This is a genomic window from Pelotomaculum propionicicum, assembly GCF_004369225.1.
Taxonomy (GTDB): Bacteria; Bacillota; Desulfotomaculia; order Desulfotomaculales; family Pelotomaculaceae; genus Pelotomaculum_B; species Pelotomaculum_B propionicicum.
The window spans coordinates 1-14,051 of record NZ_QFFZ01000012.1; the positions used below are offsets into that span (position 1 = coordinate 1).

Genomic DNA, 14,051 nt, shown 5'->3' on the forward strand with positions numbered 1-14,051 from the left:
ATAATATTGCTAAAAGACCGCCAGTAATAATATTCCATAATTACCATTCCAAATGAGCTGATCCCCTTCTTATGGGTGGTAAACTTTTACGTGATCACAGTGGTAAACTTTTTGATTGACAAACACAATGCGCTTTTTCCGTTTTGTTTACCAATAATGTAAGTGCACAAACAAGTGGTAATGACAATGACCCTTGGTTGGTCAAACCAGTGTTGCACTATCTGCTTTATACCCAGGATACGAAATTAGAATCCGACGTCCAGCAATTGAAATCAGACATTAGTTTGACAAATGAGGAACTTGAACAATTACGATCAATAGCAGCGGAAGAATTTTTAAAATGCAGGGATTTTAAAAAACAGATAGAAAATGACAAAAATATAAGCTATGAACAAGAGTTAAAAGTTTCACTTCAAGGTTCCGACAGTAAATTGAAAACGCTTCTCGGAAAGCGATATCCTGAATTCCGTAAGTGGATTCGTCAATGGTGGTCCTCCGAGACAGAATACAGAAATCAAAGATTTAAAAAGCAGGGGGATATTTCAATTAAATCCGATATCTCTTCTCAATATGTATATGCTACTCAATATGACGCCTATACTGACAGAGAAGCTGCACTGCCCGATAAGTACCTTAAATTCGCTAACTATGGCACGGACTACACATACCCAAACCCACCGTATACTGTAAATATACGCTCTCAAGTAGTTGGACAGCCCGAGTATTGGGCATATTATGTTTTTATAAAAGAGGCAGGCCCATGGAATGAAAACGATAATTACTGGGACTCCGCTACTGGAAGCAATCCAAGGAGAACATTTACTGATCTTCCCCTAGGAAAACCAGAAGCCGAAGCAGCATATTTCGATAACTACAATAACGGGTTAGATGAGTTTGATAGGACAGTACTAAACCCTGCAGGTGTTGATCTTTCACATGATGTTGCTACTGAACTCGGATTTGGAGGACCTCTAGTAAGTCGCTGGGTTGAGGTGTTTTATACAGATTTACCCTAAGACCTAATTATATATAATCACTCAGCTCCTCAATGTTGGAGCTGAGTGATTACTACTTTTTCCCTTCTCCCCGTAATACCTGCTTATTTTATTCGAGGAGTTGATATTTTGACAATTAGGAACAGCTTTAGGTTAGGCATAATAGGTTTAATATTTGCAGGCCTGGTGATAATTTTCGTTACTAATTATAACATAACTTCAGAAAACAATAATAAAGAACGGACAGATATTGGCACAGGCTATAAAGAAATAGAAAAAAAACAAAATGAATCTGACCGGGGGCAGAATGTCGATCACTTTGACTCAGAGGGCGAAGAATGGATAGATATTAGCCTGGACTATAAAGAAATAGAAAAAATGCAAAGTGAAACTGATCAAGGACATAAGGTCGGTCGCCTTTCCCCGGATGGTACGGCATTGGATTTTATACATATTTCCTTGGGACTTCATGTACTAAGCATTGAAAAAGTTGAAAAGAGTGATGACGGAAATGCAAGTGTAATCTTATCAACTTCAAAAGGCATCATAGAGACGTACCTGCAACAACCAAATCGAAAAGGTCCTGGGGGCATATGGGTAGTAAAAAAGTACCGATGGATTCGCTGATTGAGAACGAGGGGGGGCGGTTAGAAGATCATTATAAATAACGCCGATATTTTGATGTAGATAATTGTGGTTATATGGCCCCCTACAAGCACGGGGCCATTTCAATACACGCTTCCTTATACGCCTTACCTGGTTCCGGCGGCGCTTTCAACCTGCCGGCGCCGCATAAGCGGCACAAGCTACTCCAAGAAAAACAACCACCAACATCAAAGACAACACACTTTTCCGAAACCCCTTCATACCACATTCCCCTTTCCAAAAATAAAGTACTACATTAAGACGATTGAGAATGAGATTTGGATCCATTTTTTCGGAAGAATTTTTTAATTTTTTTTTCATAATTTTGGGAACCAAAAACCGTTTTCATTCGTCTTAATGTGAATGCATTTTTCGAAACAGATGGAGTAGTAAATACAGTTGGAGCAATGTGATTATTTTTTAAACCTGCACCTGCTGGGTTACAAAATAAATGAAGGGGGGTGAATCCAATGGGCAATGTAATTCATTAAACCTATAGATATTCTGCTCCAGTAACAGAAGGAGATACCATTTACTTGCGAATTTTTCGTGAGACATACCATTTTTACCACAAAGGAGGATTATTAATGTTAAAAAAAATATCAATTGTTTTTATTTCGATATTAATATTATTAATAGGTATTGTTAATGCTTACGCTTATAATGTATATTCTTTCAAACAAAATTTTTATTATGGCAATGTTGTTGCTTATAAATGGGGTGGAACATGGGAGCCATATCAAAGTGCATTTGAAACAGCTTTAAGTGATTGGAATGGGGCACAAAGTGATTTTCAGTGGGGTTATTCAGATTCAACACCTTCTGGTTGTTCAGACAATAGGATGGGTGGAGTATACTACCTTGAAAATGCAAATGAGGCTGGAAGGTGTCAGATGGCATATACTACTAGTAGTTATGTACGTGCATGGTGCGAAATTAATCAGTTTGTATGTGAAAGTAAAACAGATACTTATAGAAGAAGTGTCGCGAACCATGAGGTTGGTCATGCAATGAGTTTGGCTCATAATTCTGGCAATGTTATTATGAATCCTAATAGAGACAAAAATTTCATTTTCGTACCACAATCACTTGATATAAGTGCTGTTTGTCAAGTTTATTAAAACTATTCACGAGGAGGTAATTTAATTGTTAATCTCTAAAAAAATACCGGTTGTTTTTCTTGTGTTGATTTTAGTAGCAACTATAACAACTTTTACTATTGTAAATCATAACACAAAAAAGTCAGAGGAACCAGACTTTTTAAGCTATACAACGTTAAGTGACAATTCAGAAAATGTTGTTGTTAGTGATTATGATACTCGTGATACTATAAAAGATTTATCTAAAGAATCAGATTGCATTGTTGTCGGGGAAGTTGTTAATAGAAGTCAGAATTCAAGAAATCTCGCTAAAGATCCCAAAAACCCTAAAGAATACGCAAAAGACTGGAAATGTATGAGCCAGGAATATGAATTTAAAGTATCTCAGTGGCTAAAGGGAAATGGTGATAATAATATAAGTATCGTTTACCCGGAATACAGCGAGCTAAATGATGGGTCTAAAATAGACGAATACGGGGGCATATCATTGGAACCAGGCCAAAAGTATGTATTATTTTTGAAGAATGGTGTAGAAGGAACTTATTATGGTGCCGCTGAGCCTTGGCAATTTAAGATTACGTCTGGAAATGTACAAATTGTATCTAAAACTGAATATGTTAAAATACGTGATTTGAAAAAAATGACAGAAGGAGAGTTATTAGGTCTATTAACCCAATAATTTATATATTATTGATTAACATCATAAGTCGGTATAACGAAGAACTACTTTTATTAGAAAGTAGTTCTTTTCGGCTTTGGGTATCCCGCTGCCGTCGGGGTTTAAGGCACATCCATCTGCAGGGATATATCCTGTTATTAAGGGAGAAAGGATCTCCCCATCAGGTGAAGCCGAATGCAGCGAAGACCCGCCGTAAGCTTCATCCCCTTCAGTTACAATAAGTTTGCCGTCTATAGGTGAGAGAGCCCGCTCGCACATAGCCATAGCCAGCGTCAGGCTGTCCTCCGCGGACTGGCAGGAGAATAGTTTGTATGCCAGTCGAAAAGTCGATGCTCATCACGTCTCTGGTTATATATGGGCACCTTTGACCCTTATGAAGAGCAGTTTGCTTTCCTGCGGCGGGCATCTGTCGAAAGCACCAACTTATTTTTGTACAAATAGTCCAGTGTAAAAACTGTTACTAATACTGTAAGAATAACCAACTGTCATACGCTTTAAATCTCTTCTTTTAATCTGCTTATCAGATACATCATAGATAGCTTCAATATTAAATAGTTTTTGCTCTCCAGCTTTTAATGATACACCAGCATTTTCCTGTAGATGTTTTTCTTCGTGTTGGATATTCGGAAAATTTGTTGTAATACTTATCTCATTAAAATCTTCACTTGTTATATTTTCAATAATTAATTGCAATTGCACAATTTGTTTTTGTTCCTGTTTTACCAGGTTTATTTTTGAACTATTTATCTTTAGTCCATGCGACTGATTGGGTACTCACAAAGGTTCGTAGCTAGTATTTGATTCTTCAAGAGTGCAACCAGTGCAGTATATCACTATTATCATCATCATCATAACAAATAATAACAATTTAATTTTTTTCATTTGTTACTCATACCCCTATCATTTTAAAATAATGCTAAGAAAAAGGTGTTTAAAAAAAACTCTAAGAAATATGTTCGTATTGACCGTCTCTCGTCCTTTTGTGTGGGTAAACATATAGTTTACGGCTGTTCATCGGAACGAGGCGGAGAGTCTTGACATGGAGAATTCCTGTGTTAGCCTTGATTGGGAAGGGCCACAGGCAAAGCTGTGGTTCTTTGGCCATTGGAAACACTAGTGCGAGGCTTCATGTCAAAGGCGGCTGCTTTAGGATTTTAGAACTCACACGAAATGGCGAAAAACCTATTGATCTTTACTATTTATTGACAGTAGTGTTGCATAAAACTAGATTTAAAAAGTCAAGACCCAAAACCGGGGAAACATATGTTCCAATATGATACTTAACAGAATATTCTGACCAAGGTTAATTTCTAAATAGTTCAAAACAGCAGCGACACTATAAAGGTAATCCTGTATCCACATTTTAGCGTATACCAATATAGTATGTATTCATCCAATTCAATTTATTAATAATGCTTCTTGTTGCAATAATAAGGTTTTATATAGTATTTTTTAGACTGTATGTCTGAGACCCTATTTGGAAGTTGATTAAATAGCTTTTGCCACAGACTCTTGTCAACTTTCAAATATGTGTGCTTTGTTATCCTTTAAAACTAATTATGTCTCGTTTTTCTAAACTTGACCCTTACGAGTTCAGTATCACCCTATGGCCTCAGCCTTGTTCCGGGACGGATAAAAAGAGTGGCCGTAACCCTGGCTGACCGGGCGCCCGATTGAGAATATCCGCCCGTGGATACAACCATGGCACTGCTCGGCGTTCTCAGTGATGCAGACCTTGGCGGGATAAAGTTCATATAGAGCCCGGTATTTAACCGGCGTAACATTGGGCATAAGCACGTTCGCCCCCAATTGGACGCTCCCCGATACTTAAGGTTACCGCAACATCAGAACGCTGCTTGATCTTTTTGACCAGGTCAACAAGTTTATCAGAAGTATAATATAGATCCTCCCCGGATTGCAGGACCACCGTTTTATATCCCAGTTTTTCAGCATCGTTGACATTATCAAGTATTTCATCCAAGCTCATGCGATAGCGGTTAGCTTTTTGGTTTCCCCAGCGGATGCCGCAGTAAAAACAGTTTTTACGGCAGTAATTTGAGAACTCAATCAAGCCCCTCAGGTGGACCTCCTCGCCGACGTATTTCTGCCTGTAACGATCTGCCAGTCTGTAAAGTATCTTAAGTTTCTCTTCATCTTCCAAAGCAAGAAGACTTATTATGTCATCCTTATTCAGCTCCTGCTCCCTCTCTATTTTATTAAAGACCCTCTCCAACACGGCAATACCTCCATTTTAAATAGGTACTTTATGATAAAAAGTAAATAACGCCACATAAACATACCCGAGAGCTTTTTCTAAATGAATAACTGGTTAAAAAGCGTGATTTTTACCAGCCTCTCTCCTGCATCCGCTCGGCTGCCGGTATATTGGCAATTTCCAGTCCCTTCATGGCCGTACCCAGCCCGCCGGAATACTTGGCCAGGATCTCCGGATCATTATAATGGGTGGTAGCAGCAACAATAGCCCTGGCCCTGGCCGGCGGGTCAGCAGACTTGAAAATCCCGGAACCTACAAAAACACCATCGGCGCCCAGCTGCATCATTAAGGCCGCGTCAGCGGGAGTCGCCACACCGCCGGCCGCAAAATTTACAACCGGCAGCCGCCCCGACCGGGCTACTTCAACCACCAGTTCATAGGGCGCCCTAATTCCTTGGCCGCTGTCATAAGCTCCTCCGCGGGGAGAGATTGCAGGCGGCGAATCTCTCCCGTGACGGCGCGCATGTGGGTAACAGCCTCGACAATATTACCGGTCCCGGGCTCCCCCTTGGTCCTGATCATAGCCGCACCCTCACCAATCCGGCGCAGGGCTTCACCCAGGTTGCGGGCGCCGCAGACAAAAGGAACTTTAAAAGCATGCTTATTAATGTGAAAAAGATTATCCGCTGGTGTCAGCACCTCGCTCTCGTCAACATAATCTATACCGAGAGCCTGCAGGATCTGTGCTTCAACAAAATGACCGATACGGGCTTTGGCCATCACTGGAATAGTCACCGCTTCCATGATGCGTAAAATTATTGAAGGGTCGGCCATCCTGGCCACTCCGCCGGCCGCCCGGATGTCAGCCGGCACCCTTTCTAAAGCCATAACGGCGCATGCTCCGGCCTCTTCAGCTATTCTGGCCTGCTCCGGCGTGGTGACATCCATGATCACCCCACCCTTAAGCATCTCTGCCAGTCCTTTTTTCAAGATCCAAGTCCCGTGTTCGGTCATTTTCTTCTCCTCCTTCTAAAGCGCATTGATCGGATCAAATTTTATTTCAATTCCTGGAACAGCGCTGTACTCAGGTATCTTTCACCGGTATCCGGCAGTACCGCCACGATCAGTTTGCCCTTGTTCTCGGGCCGCCTGGCAATCTGCAGGGCAGCGAAAGCCGCCGCGCCGGATGAAATGCCCACCAGCAAGCCTTCCTCCCGGGCCAGTCTCTGGCCGGTTTCAAAAGCTTCTTCGTTTTTTACCTTATAAATCTCATCAACTATGTCCAGGTTCAAAACATCCGGCACAAAACCGGCGCCAATTCCCTGGATCTTGTGGGGGCCGGGCTTTCCTCCCGACAGAACCGGTGAATCCAGCGGCTCCACGGCAATTACTTTCAAATCAGGCTTGCGTTTTTTTATTACTTCGCCAACCCCGGTGATAGTACCGCCGGTACCGACACCACCAATAACAATATCCACTCTGCCGTCGGTGTCTTCCCATATCTCCTCCGCAGTGGTAGCCCGGTGGATCTCCGGATTGGCCGGGTTCTTGAACTGCTGGGGCAAGAAAGAATTTGGTACTTGGGCTGCCAGTTCCTCGGCTTTGCGGATGGCGCCTTTCATTCCGTCCGCACCGGGCGTTAGAACAAGCTCAGCTCCGTAAGCTTTTAAAAGATTGCGGCGTTCAACACTCATGGTATCAGGCATGGTCAGGATCAGCTTGTAACCCCTGGCCGCGGCCACGAATGCCAGGGCGATGCCGGTATTGCCGCTGGTGGGTTCTATTATGACACTGTCCTTGTTAAGCAGTCCCTTCTCTTCCGCATCCTTGATCATGCTGTAACCAATCCGGTCTTTAACGCTGCCGGCGGGATTGAAGGATTCAAGCTTGGCAACAACCTCCGCCTCCAATCCCTCTGTTACCCGGTTCAGTTTCAGCAGGGGTGTTTTCCCGATTAAATCAGTCAGGTTGTTCGCGATTTTGGCCATTGTTTTTACCTCCCTGGTTTTAGTTAATTTAAAGTTTGTCTTTCGCCAATAAATACTTTTAATTATCTTACTATTTTAATAAGCATGGCATATAAAATGGATGATTTTAAATCCCCCCCGAGTATATCACAGTTTATTAGTATACTTTTAATATACACTAAATCTATTTGTTTATTAAATATTATATTCTAGTAAATATTTTGTCAATAAAAATCTGTTGCAGATATTTTATTGCCATAGAGGATAAAGATTTATGGAATTAAGAAAACATATACTACCGGAACATATGAAGTTACAGCTTTGGAAGATGTTAATCTTGAAGTAGCAAAAAGAGATATTTGGGGATCTGGCACTGGATCTTTCAGGTGCTGAAGCCAGCGTTAAAGGAGCTTTGAACTACACTGAAGGATTGAATTTGAAATACGAGGTAATATAACATGATTGACTTGACAGCAGACAAGAGAAGCAAATTGCACGCCAAGACATGAGGGAGCGTAACGCTGTTGAAGGCGGCTTTGGCATATGCAAGCGTAGATACGGCCTGGCCAGAATCATGGCACGCCTTAAAGAGACAGCAGAAAGCATCATTTCGCTGCAGTTCCTGGTAATGAACTTGGAGCACAGACTCCGGCTTCTTTATTACCATTTTCTAAGGGCTATCTTGGAGGCTTTTGAAAGCCAAAAGTTACAATGGTTATGCAATTGTCTAAGAGCAGTTTTTAAATTAGAGAATTTATACAGCAAGCCCTAATTACGTTTGACCCAAAATTAATTTGTCAACAGCCCATTTGGGAAGGTTTATCTCACTATTGATTAAAATTTTATCACTAGCTCCCAACGGAAGCTTACGGACAGGGTTTCCCTCAGCCAGGTTTCGGCTTGGGCGGATTGGCCGGTTTGAGTGGGTCCGGTGGTTTAGTTGTTGAACCGTTATCCGGTTTTACTTCGGGAGTGGTATTACCTGCCATAGTATCAGGGTTTTGGCCGTCCGGCAGGATATCCGGATTTGTGCCCTCCGCGGGAGTGTTTGCGGCACCGCCGCTATTTTTAGCTGGCTGACTTTCCTGACTGTCATCATCTGTCAAAGTGTTTTTTTGAGCGACGTCTGGCTGGGTCACCGCACTGTTTTCACCGCCGGGCCCAGGCTCGACGGTTACCCTGTCGTGATTATCAGTTTGAGATTGGGTTTCAACACTCTCCTGCGGGGAGCCGCCGGCCTGATTGTCAATATAGAAAAAGGAACTCCAATCGGGCGTTTTTCTGATTTGCCTGGTTTTGGTATCCAGACTCTTCTAACCGCCGGAGGCTTATAGCTCTTACGATGAATTGAATTCATAAGTTTCTCAATCCATAGGTTAAAATCTTTCAGCGCTCCACCGACCGTCTCATTGTCTATACCGGGTGCAGTGCACTTTGACATCCGGGCTAGATTTTCCCATATAAACCTCCATTCCGCCGCTACCGTTGGCGGCACAAATAGTAATGAAAAATGGTGCGCAGTTTTCACCACTTTGTTATTATTAGTTTAAGGAGAAGATACAAACTACTCTGTTGTGGTGTCGATGTGCATAAAACTTTTCTCGTTGCCACAATCATTACTTCACAGGGGATTACCCCCCACATTTCTGTGGCTTAAAATAAAACTTGATTTTTTTAGGTCTTTAAAGGCTTTAGTTTAGTGCGCCCTTTTATGCTCAATACAAGTTATTTTTCACGCTACTCCTTTAGCTGAACACACCGGTGGTTCGTAGTCCACAAGCCCGGTTATGGCGGGGTTTAGTATTTCAAAACTTACGTCGCATGAATAACATCTATGGTTCCCGACAGCACACCTGCCTCGGCAGAGGTGGGTGCGGAACATGGTAGCGGCGGCCCGCCAAAAAATACACCTGTAACACAGCCCCCGCGCCGGTATCATGGCAAGGAACCGTCCGGAAAATCTGAGGATATCACCATAGAAAAAAGGTTTCTTAACTCAACAAAGACACCTTCTCTACATGATGGCCAAAAGACTTACTCCCCTCTTTCAACCAGCATCCTGTATTTACTATCGACTTTTTCAATTAAAATAACTTTGTGGCCTTCATCGGTAATGCTTTTAGGAACTTTCTGGAGAGGCTCCCCGTCATTCAAAAAAACCTCCAAAACCTCACCCACCATCATGTCCTCAAGTTTAAGCAGTGTCCTGGCAAAGGTTACAGGGCATACGACATCAGTAATATCCAATGTTGCATCGACTTTATTGTTACTCATAAATTAACCCCCTCTTCTTTGATACCCAAAGACTTGGATTTCTTTAAACGAACTCTGGACTGTTCCAACATGCTGTAACACAAGGTAGCGAGAATCGCTGGCGGTCCATCTCCAAACCATTAAGTACCCAGCAGGTTAAACTCCATAAAGCAACTTACTATAATTACAAACCGGTTTTAATTTTTTTACCTCTAAGCACGGGTCATGGCTTATTATCATTGAATCCTTTTTTCAAAAATGGCAAAGAGTTTACCTGGCAGATTCGCATAAAGTCGAAGGATGAGATAGAAGAGCAAACCAAACTATGCATTTAGGAAATAAGCGATAAACCAGTTCTGTTTCGTTGGAATTTTGGATTAGAGTCTGCAGCCAGGCAAAGTTAAACTATTAAGGAAACGATTTGCTTGTTACCTTTATGAATACGGACTTGGAATAGAAAGTGCTGTTCACACCCCTGTAAAAAAGCAGCCAGAACAGTCCCGTAGCCGTCAAGTATTTCTTTTATGAGTATTTGACGACCCAGGCTGCCCATATGCTCCAAAGTGATCCTCTAAATATTTACCTGGTTTTCAAATCGCACACCTGCTGTTCATAGTCGACCAGTTTAAGAAGCGCCGGGTTAATTCCACAGGCAGGACAGTCCGGATTCTTCCGAATCTCAGTCTTGCTGAATTCCATAGCCAGGGCATTGTAGGTCAGCAGCTTACCCACCAGTAAGTCTCCTATCTCCAGAAAATACTTTAAAACTTCTGTAGCCTGGATCAAACCGATTGTCCCCGGGAGAACCCCTAAAATACCCGTCTGCGCACAAGTCTGAACTATTGAGGGTGGCGGCGGTATTTGAAAAGCACAGCGGTAGCACGGCCCTTTCCCTGGCAAAACAGTCAAAGCCTGACCGAAAAATCTTAGCACCGCGCCATGGAAAAACGGCTTCTTAGTAATGACACAGGCATCGTTAGCTAAAAATCTGGTAGCAAAGTTGTCGGTACCATCAACAACAACATCATAGTCTCCAATAATTCTCATTATATTTGATGCCGTCAATCTTTCCTGGTATGCAACTACCTGGCAGTCGGGGTTTAAAGCTGTCAACCTTTCCTTGGCGGAAACCGCCTTGGACTTGCCAACGTCAGCTGTAAAATACAGTATTTGCCTCTGCAGATTGCTTAAATCCACAACATCGTCATCAATAATACCGATAGTTCCCACCCCTGCAGCAGCTAGGTAATAGGCCACGGGGGAACCTAACCCCCCCCCTCCAATAAGCAGCGCCCTGCCGTTGTTGATTTTTTTCTGACCTCCAGGACCCACCTCGGGTAAGATAATATGCCTACTATAGCGCACTATCTGATCGTCATTAAGACTCAATCCCGATAACACTCCTTTAAATTCCAAATCTGAATCAGAAACCTATTTTTCTCTTTCAATCAATAACCGGTACTCTTTTCCTACCTGTTCAATTTTTTATCATTTTATGTCCCACGTTTTCAACACTCCTGGATACGCTTTGAATCGGTTTTCCTTCATTTAAGGAAAACTTCAGGTATTTGACCTGCCTGCATATCCTTCGGTTCAAGGTGTATTTTGGCAAAAGTAATAGGGTATTCTACAAATGGTATAACGATGTAAATTGACCGTTCGGCTTTTCTTTTGCTGTGGCAGGCCCGCTTTTGCTTCGTTATGTTATAGCCAGTCAAACCGCACTTACTGAACACTGCTCCAAAAATCCTAACCACCACCAAGGAAATAGTTAGTTAATAATTTTAACAAAGCTATCCTGTCTGGAGACGCCGAAAGGCACTCATGCCCTGCTTCATCCAGAGCAATAACCGTTTCTGGATCATTTTTTGACTTAACTAATGTCCATCCCATTTTTCTTAAACTTTCCCAATAGCGAGATGTCCAACCATAATCTTCTTTCCAAAAAATTTTTGTATCTACGAAAGGTATATATTGGTTCATTTCATCGATATCTTTTTGTTCATAACCTTCTCGATTAACTTCTTGTTGGCTCATTTTATAACCTCCCCGCCCAGATTTTTCCTTGATTCCATGTCAGTTTTAGAACCCCCTTCACTCTAATTTAATTCAAAATTTGAGTATAAGTCAGAGTATAAAATTGTCCTACGTCTATAGTATCATTTTTAAACATATAAGTTTAATATGTATTTACGATTACTATAATAAGTTCTGGCTATTAAGTACTAAATCCTGTAACCCTGTATAGGGCGATGGCTTAACAAAACAGTCACAAAATTTTCAACAAAACCATAACTCTGCAATCAGCCTTCCCTTGAGACTACAAACAGAATTTCTTCTGCGAGAGCCGATTCCTCCTCTTTAAACGGAACAATCTCGCTGCCGGTCCAGGAAAATCCCTTTTCAATCCTGACATTATTAGCCCCGGCCCAGTCAAGGAAGTCTTTCGCCGTAAAAAGGTGAATATTTGGCGTGTCATGCCACTGATAGGGCAGGTTTGGTGTCACTGGCATTTTCCCTGTCGATAAAAGCGATAAAACAACTTGCCTGTGCCCGAAGTTGGGAAAGCTGACAATACCGGCGGTCCCAACGCGCATCATCTCCCCCAACACGAAAAGCGGCCTCTTAACCGCCTGAAGGGTTTTCTCCAGGATAACGTAATCGAAAAAACGGTCGGGCAGCCCAGCCAGCCCCTCGTCAAGGTCGGAGTGGATGACGGGCACACCCCTGGCAATTGTTTCAGCTACCAGGTCGAATTCCTTCTCAATGCCCAGACCCTTAACGCCTTTTTGCCTGATCAGCTTCGACAAGAGTTCGCCGTTGCCGCAGCCGAGGTCAAGCACGGAGTTCCCTGTCGGAATAAGGTCATATATAACCTTATGGTCAAAACGGTATTGTTTATTTACTGTCAATTTGCCCACCACCCTCCAGGAAATTCCGCACCAGCAGCGTCAGCTTATCCACCTCGAGCAGAAAAGCGTCGTGCCCGTACAAAGATTGAATATTGGCGTAGCTTACCTGTTTCCTGTTCCGGCCTAGGGTCAGCGCCAGTTTCTTCATGTGTCCCGGCAGGTATAGCCAATCTGAGGAGAACGATACCAGTAAGATTTTACTGCTGATCTTTTCACATGCTTTATCCAGGTCGCCGCCGCCCCACGCCGACGCGTCATAGTAGTCGGCAGCCTTTGTAATATATAAATAACTATTTGCGTCAAATCTCTCCACAAAGGACTCCGCCTGGTGCCGCAGGTAGCCCTCAACTTCAAAGTCAGCTTCCAACTGGAACCCTGGCCTGTCGCCGTTGCAAAACCTGCGCCCAAACTTGCGGTGCATAGAGATCTCGGAAAGATATGTGATATGGGCCAGCATCCGGGCAACTGACAATCCCTGATCGGGTCCTATAGTGTTATAATAATCTCCGTCTTTAAAACCCGGGTCTGCAGTAATCGCCTTGCGGGATACGGCATTGAAAGCAAGCCCCTGGTCGGTCAGCCATGCTGTTGAGGCGATCATTATAGCCGAAGCCACACGGTCAGGGTAGGCCAAGGCCCATTCCAGCGCCTGTTGCCCGCCAAGAGAACCGCCGACCACAGAGACCAGGCGCTCAATGCCCAGGCAGCTGATCAGCCGCTCCTGCAGCCTGACCCAGTCCCCCACGGTCACAACCGGGAAACGAAGGCCGTACGGCCTTCCTGTTTCTGGGTTAATAGAGGAGGGACCGGTAGTGCCGTAACAGCTGCCCAGTATATTTGAACAGATGACGCAGTATTTTTTTGTGTCAAACGCCTTTCCCGGACCGATCATACTGTCCCACCACCCGGGTCGTTTCGCCAGCCAGGGCCTCCCTAATTCTTCGGCGTCATGATACCAACCAGCCGCGTGAGCGTCGCCGGAAAGTGCATGGAGGACAAGGATGGCGTTGTCCTTTTTCTCATTAAGTCCCCCGTAAATCTCATATTCAACGTCTATCGGCCAGATCGCTTTCCCGCATTCAAGGGGAAGTGGGTTTGCCTCATCAGCAAGCCTGACATTCCGGGGGGACACATAGCCTACGGAACATGGCGCCTCGGGTCCGTCGAACTTCTTAGGAGTTTTATCTGTAAGCACGTTCAACACATCACTCATTTTTATTACCTCCAACCTAACAATATAAACTCTGCGACTGTTGAGAACACTCACCTGTCGTACTATAGCATT

Annotated in this window: 15 protein-coding genes and 2 pseudogenes; 6 read left to right on the forward strand and 11 right to left on the reverse strand. The window is 43.3% G+C overall.

Annotation, left to right across the window (positions count from 1 at the left end; genetic code table 11):
* Positions 1-284: 284 nt before the first annotated feature.
* From Pmgp_RS07175 to Pmgp_RS07195, 4 genes are all read left to right on the forward strand, one after another.
* A complete protein-coding gene (locus Pmgp_RS07175) occupies positions 285-1,016 on the forward strand; it encodes a hypothetical protein (RefSeq protein WP_134213320.1) in 732 nt (243 codons plus the stop codon).
* 108 nt (positions 1,017-1,124) lie between these two features.
* Entirely contained in the window at positions 1,125-1,622 is a 498-nt protein-coding gene (locus Pmgp_RS07180) for a hypothetical protein (RefSeq protein ID WP_134213321.1), read from the forward strand.
* Between the two features lie 605 nt (positions 1,623-2,227).
* Positions 2,228-2,761, forward strand: coding sequence for a zinc metalloprotease (locus tag Pmgp_RS07190; RefSeq protein WP_134213323.1), 534 nt, complete (start codon positions 2,228-2,230; stop codon positions 2,759-2,761).
* Positions 2,762-2,786: 25 nt separating this feature from the next.
* Positions 2,787-3,419 (forward strand): hypothetical protein, encoded by a 633-nt coding sequence (locus tag Pmgp_RS07195; protein ID WP_134213324.1) that lies wholly within the window; start codon positions 2,787-2,789, stop codon positions 3,417-3,419.
* A gap of 21 nt (positions 3,420-3,440) precedes the next feature.
* On the opposite strand, the gene Pmgp_RS07200 is transcribed toward Pmgp_RS07195, so the two are convergent.
* The 6 genes and pseudogenes from Pmgp_RS07200 to cysK all read right to left on the reverse strand — a co-directional run bounded on the left by Pmgp_RS07200 (position 3,441) and on the right by cysK (position 7,622).
* A complete protein-coding gene (locus tag Pmgp_RS07200; RefSeq protein ID WP_153189195.1) occupies positions 3,441-3,677 on the reverse strand; it encodes a hypothetical protein in 237 nt (78 codons plus the stop codon).
* Positions 3,678-3,842: 165 nt separating this feature from the next.
* Positions 3,843-4,118, reverse strand: a complete 276-nt coding sequence (locus tag Pmgp_RS07205; protein WP_134213326.1) for a hypothetical protein — start codon at positions 4,116-4,118, stop codon at positions 3,843-3,845.
* Between the two features lie 900 nt (positions 4,119-5,018).
* Complete coding sequence (locus tag Pmgp_RS20830) at positions 5,019-5,210, reverse strand: hypothetical protein (RefSeq protein WP_427910021.1); 192 nt, start codon at positions 5,208-5,210, stop codon at positions 5,019-5,021.
* Positions 5,188-5,655 carry a radical SAM protein gene (locus Pmgp_RS07210; protein WP_427910022.1) on the reverse strand — a complete coding sequence of 156 codons (468 nt, stop codon included), beginning with the start codon at positions 5,653-5,655 and terminating at the stop codon, positions 5,188-5,190. The genes Pmgp_RS20830 and Pmgp_RS07210 overlap by 23 nt, the downstream gene beginning before the upstream one ends.
* A 109-nt stretch (positions 5,656-5,764) precedes the next feature.
* Positions 5,765-6,648: pseudogene (gene pdxS / locus Pmgp_RS07215) on the reverse strand (pyridoxal 5'-phosphate synthase lyase subunit PdxS).
* Positions 6,649-6,689: 41 nt separating this feature from the next.
* Complete coding sequence (gene cysK / locus Pmgp_RS07220) at positions 6,690-7,622, reverse strand: cysteine synthase A (protein WP_134213327.1); 933 nt, start codon at positions 7,620-7,622, stop codon at positions 6,690-6,692.
* 460 nt (positions 7,623-8,082) lie between these two features.
* Here cysK and Pmgp_RS07225 point away from each other — a divergent pair.
* Together Pmgp_RS07225 and Pmgp_RS07230 are read left to right on the forward strand one after the other, a co-directional pair.
* Positions 8,083-8,332, forward strand: a pseudogene (locus tag Pmgp_RS07225) (transposase); the annotation flags it as partial.
* Between the two features lie 270 nt (positions 8,333-8,602).
* Positions 8,603-8,935: a hypothetical protein gene (locus Pmgp_RS07230; protein ID WP_134213328.1), complete on the forward strand. Its 333-nt coding sequence runs from the start codon at positions 8,603-8,605 to the stop codon at positions 8,933-8,935.
* 700 nt (positions 8,936-9,635) lie between these two features.
* Here Pmgp_RS07230 and Pmgp_RS07235 read toward each other — a convergent pair.
* From Pmgp_RS07235 to metX, 5 genes are all read right to left on the reverse strand, one after another.
* Positions 9,636-9,875, reverse strand: coding sequence for a sulfurtransferase TusA family protein (locus Pmgp_RS07235; protein WP_134213329.1), 240 nt, complete (start codon positions 9,873-9,875; stop codon positions 9,636-9,638).
* Positions 9,876-10,433: 558 nt separating this feature from the next.
* Positions 10,434-11,243: a HesA/MoeB/ThiF family protein gene (locus Pmgp_RS07240; protein WP_134213330.1), complete on the reverse strand. Its 810-nt coding sequence runs from the start codon at positions 11,241-11,243 to the stop codon at positions 10,434-10,436.
* A gap of 360 nt (positions 11,244-11,603) precedes the next feature.
* Positions 11,604-11,891, reverse strand: coding sequence for a hypothetical protein (locus Pmgp_RS07245; RefSeq protein WP_134213331.1), 288 nt, complete (start codon positions 11,889-11,891; stop codon positions 11,604-11,606).
* 266 nt (positions 11,892-12,157) lie between these two features.
* Positions 12,158-12,766 carry a methionine biosynthesis protein MetW gene (metW, locus tag Pmgp_RS07250; protein WP_192902837.1) on the reverse strand — a complete coding sequence of 203 codons (609 nt, stop codon included), beginning with the start codon at positions 12,764-12,766 and terminating at the stop codon, positions 12,158-12,160.
* Positions 12,753-13,979, reverse strand: a complete 1,227-nt coding sequence (gene metX, locus Pmgp_RS07255; RefSeq protein WP_134213333.1) for a homoserine O-acetyltransferase MetX — start codon at positions 13,977-13,979, stop codon at positions 12,753-12,755. The genes metW and metX overlap by 14 nt, the downstream gene beginning before the upstream one ends.
* Between the last annotated feature and the right edge of the window lie 72 nt (positions 13,980-14,051).

What these genes read in the sequence shown, in the direction of transcription:
- Pmgp_RS07245 (WP_134213331.1), bottom strand. Translation starts at nt 11,891, where the DNA reads ATGAGCCAACAAGAAGTTAATCGAGAAGGTTATGAACAAAAAGATATC.
- Pmgp_RS20830 (WP_427910021.1), bottom strand. Translation starts at nt 5,210, where the DNA reads ATGCCCAATGTTACGCCGGTTAAATACCGGGCTCTATATGAACTTTAT.
- Pmgp_RS07190 (WP_134213323.1), top strand. Translation starts at nt 2,228, where the DNA reads ATGTTAAAAAAAATATCAATTGTTTTTATTTCGATATTAATATTATTA.
- cysK (WP_134213327.1), bottom strand. Translation starts at nt 7,622, where the DNA reads ATGGCCAAAATCGCGAACAACCTGACTGATTTAATCGGGAAAACACCC.
- Pmgp_RS07235 (WP_134213329.1), bottom strand. Translation starts at nt 9,875, where the DNA reads ATGAGTAACAATAAAGTCGATGCAACATTGGATATTACTGATGTCGTA.
- metX (WP_134213333.1), bottom strand. Translation starts at nt 13,979, where the DNA reads ATGAGTGATGTGTTGAACGTGCTTACAGATAAAACTCCTAAGAAGTTC.
- Pmgp_RS07200 (WP_153189195.1), bottom strand. Translation starts at nt 3,677, where the DNA reads ATGTGCGAGCGGGCTCTCTCACCTATAGACGGCAAACTTATTGTAACT.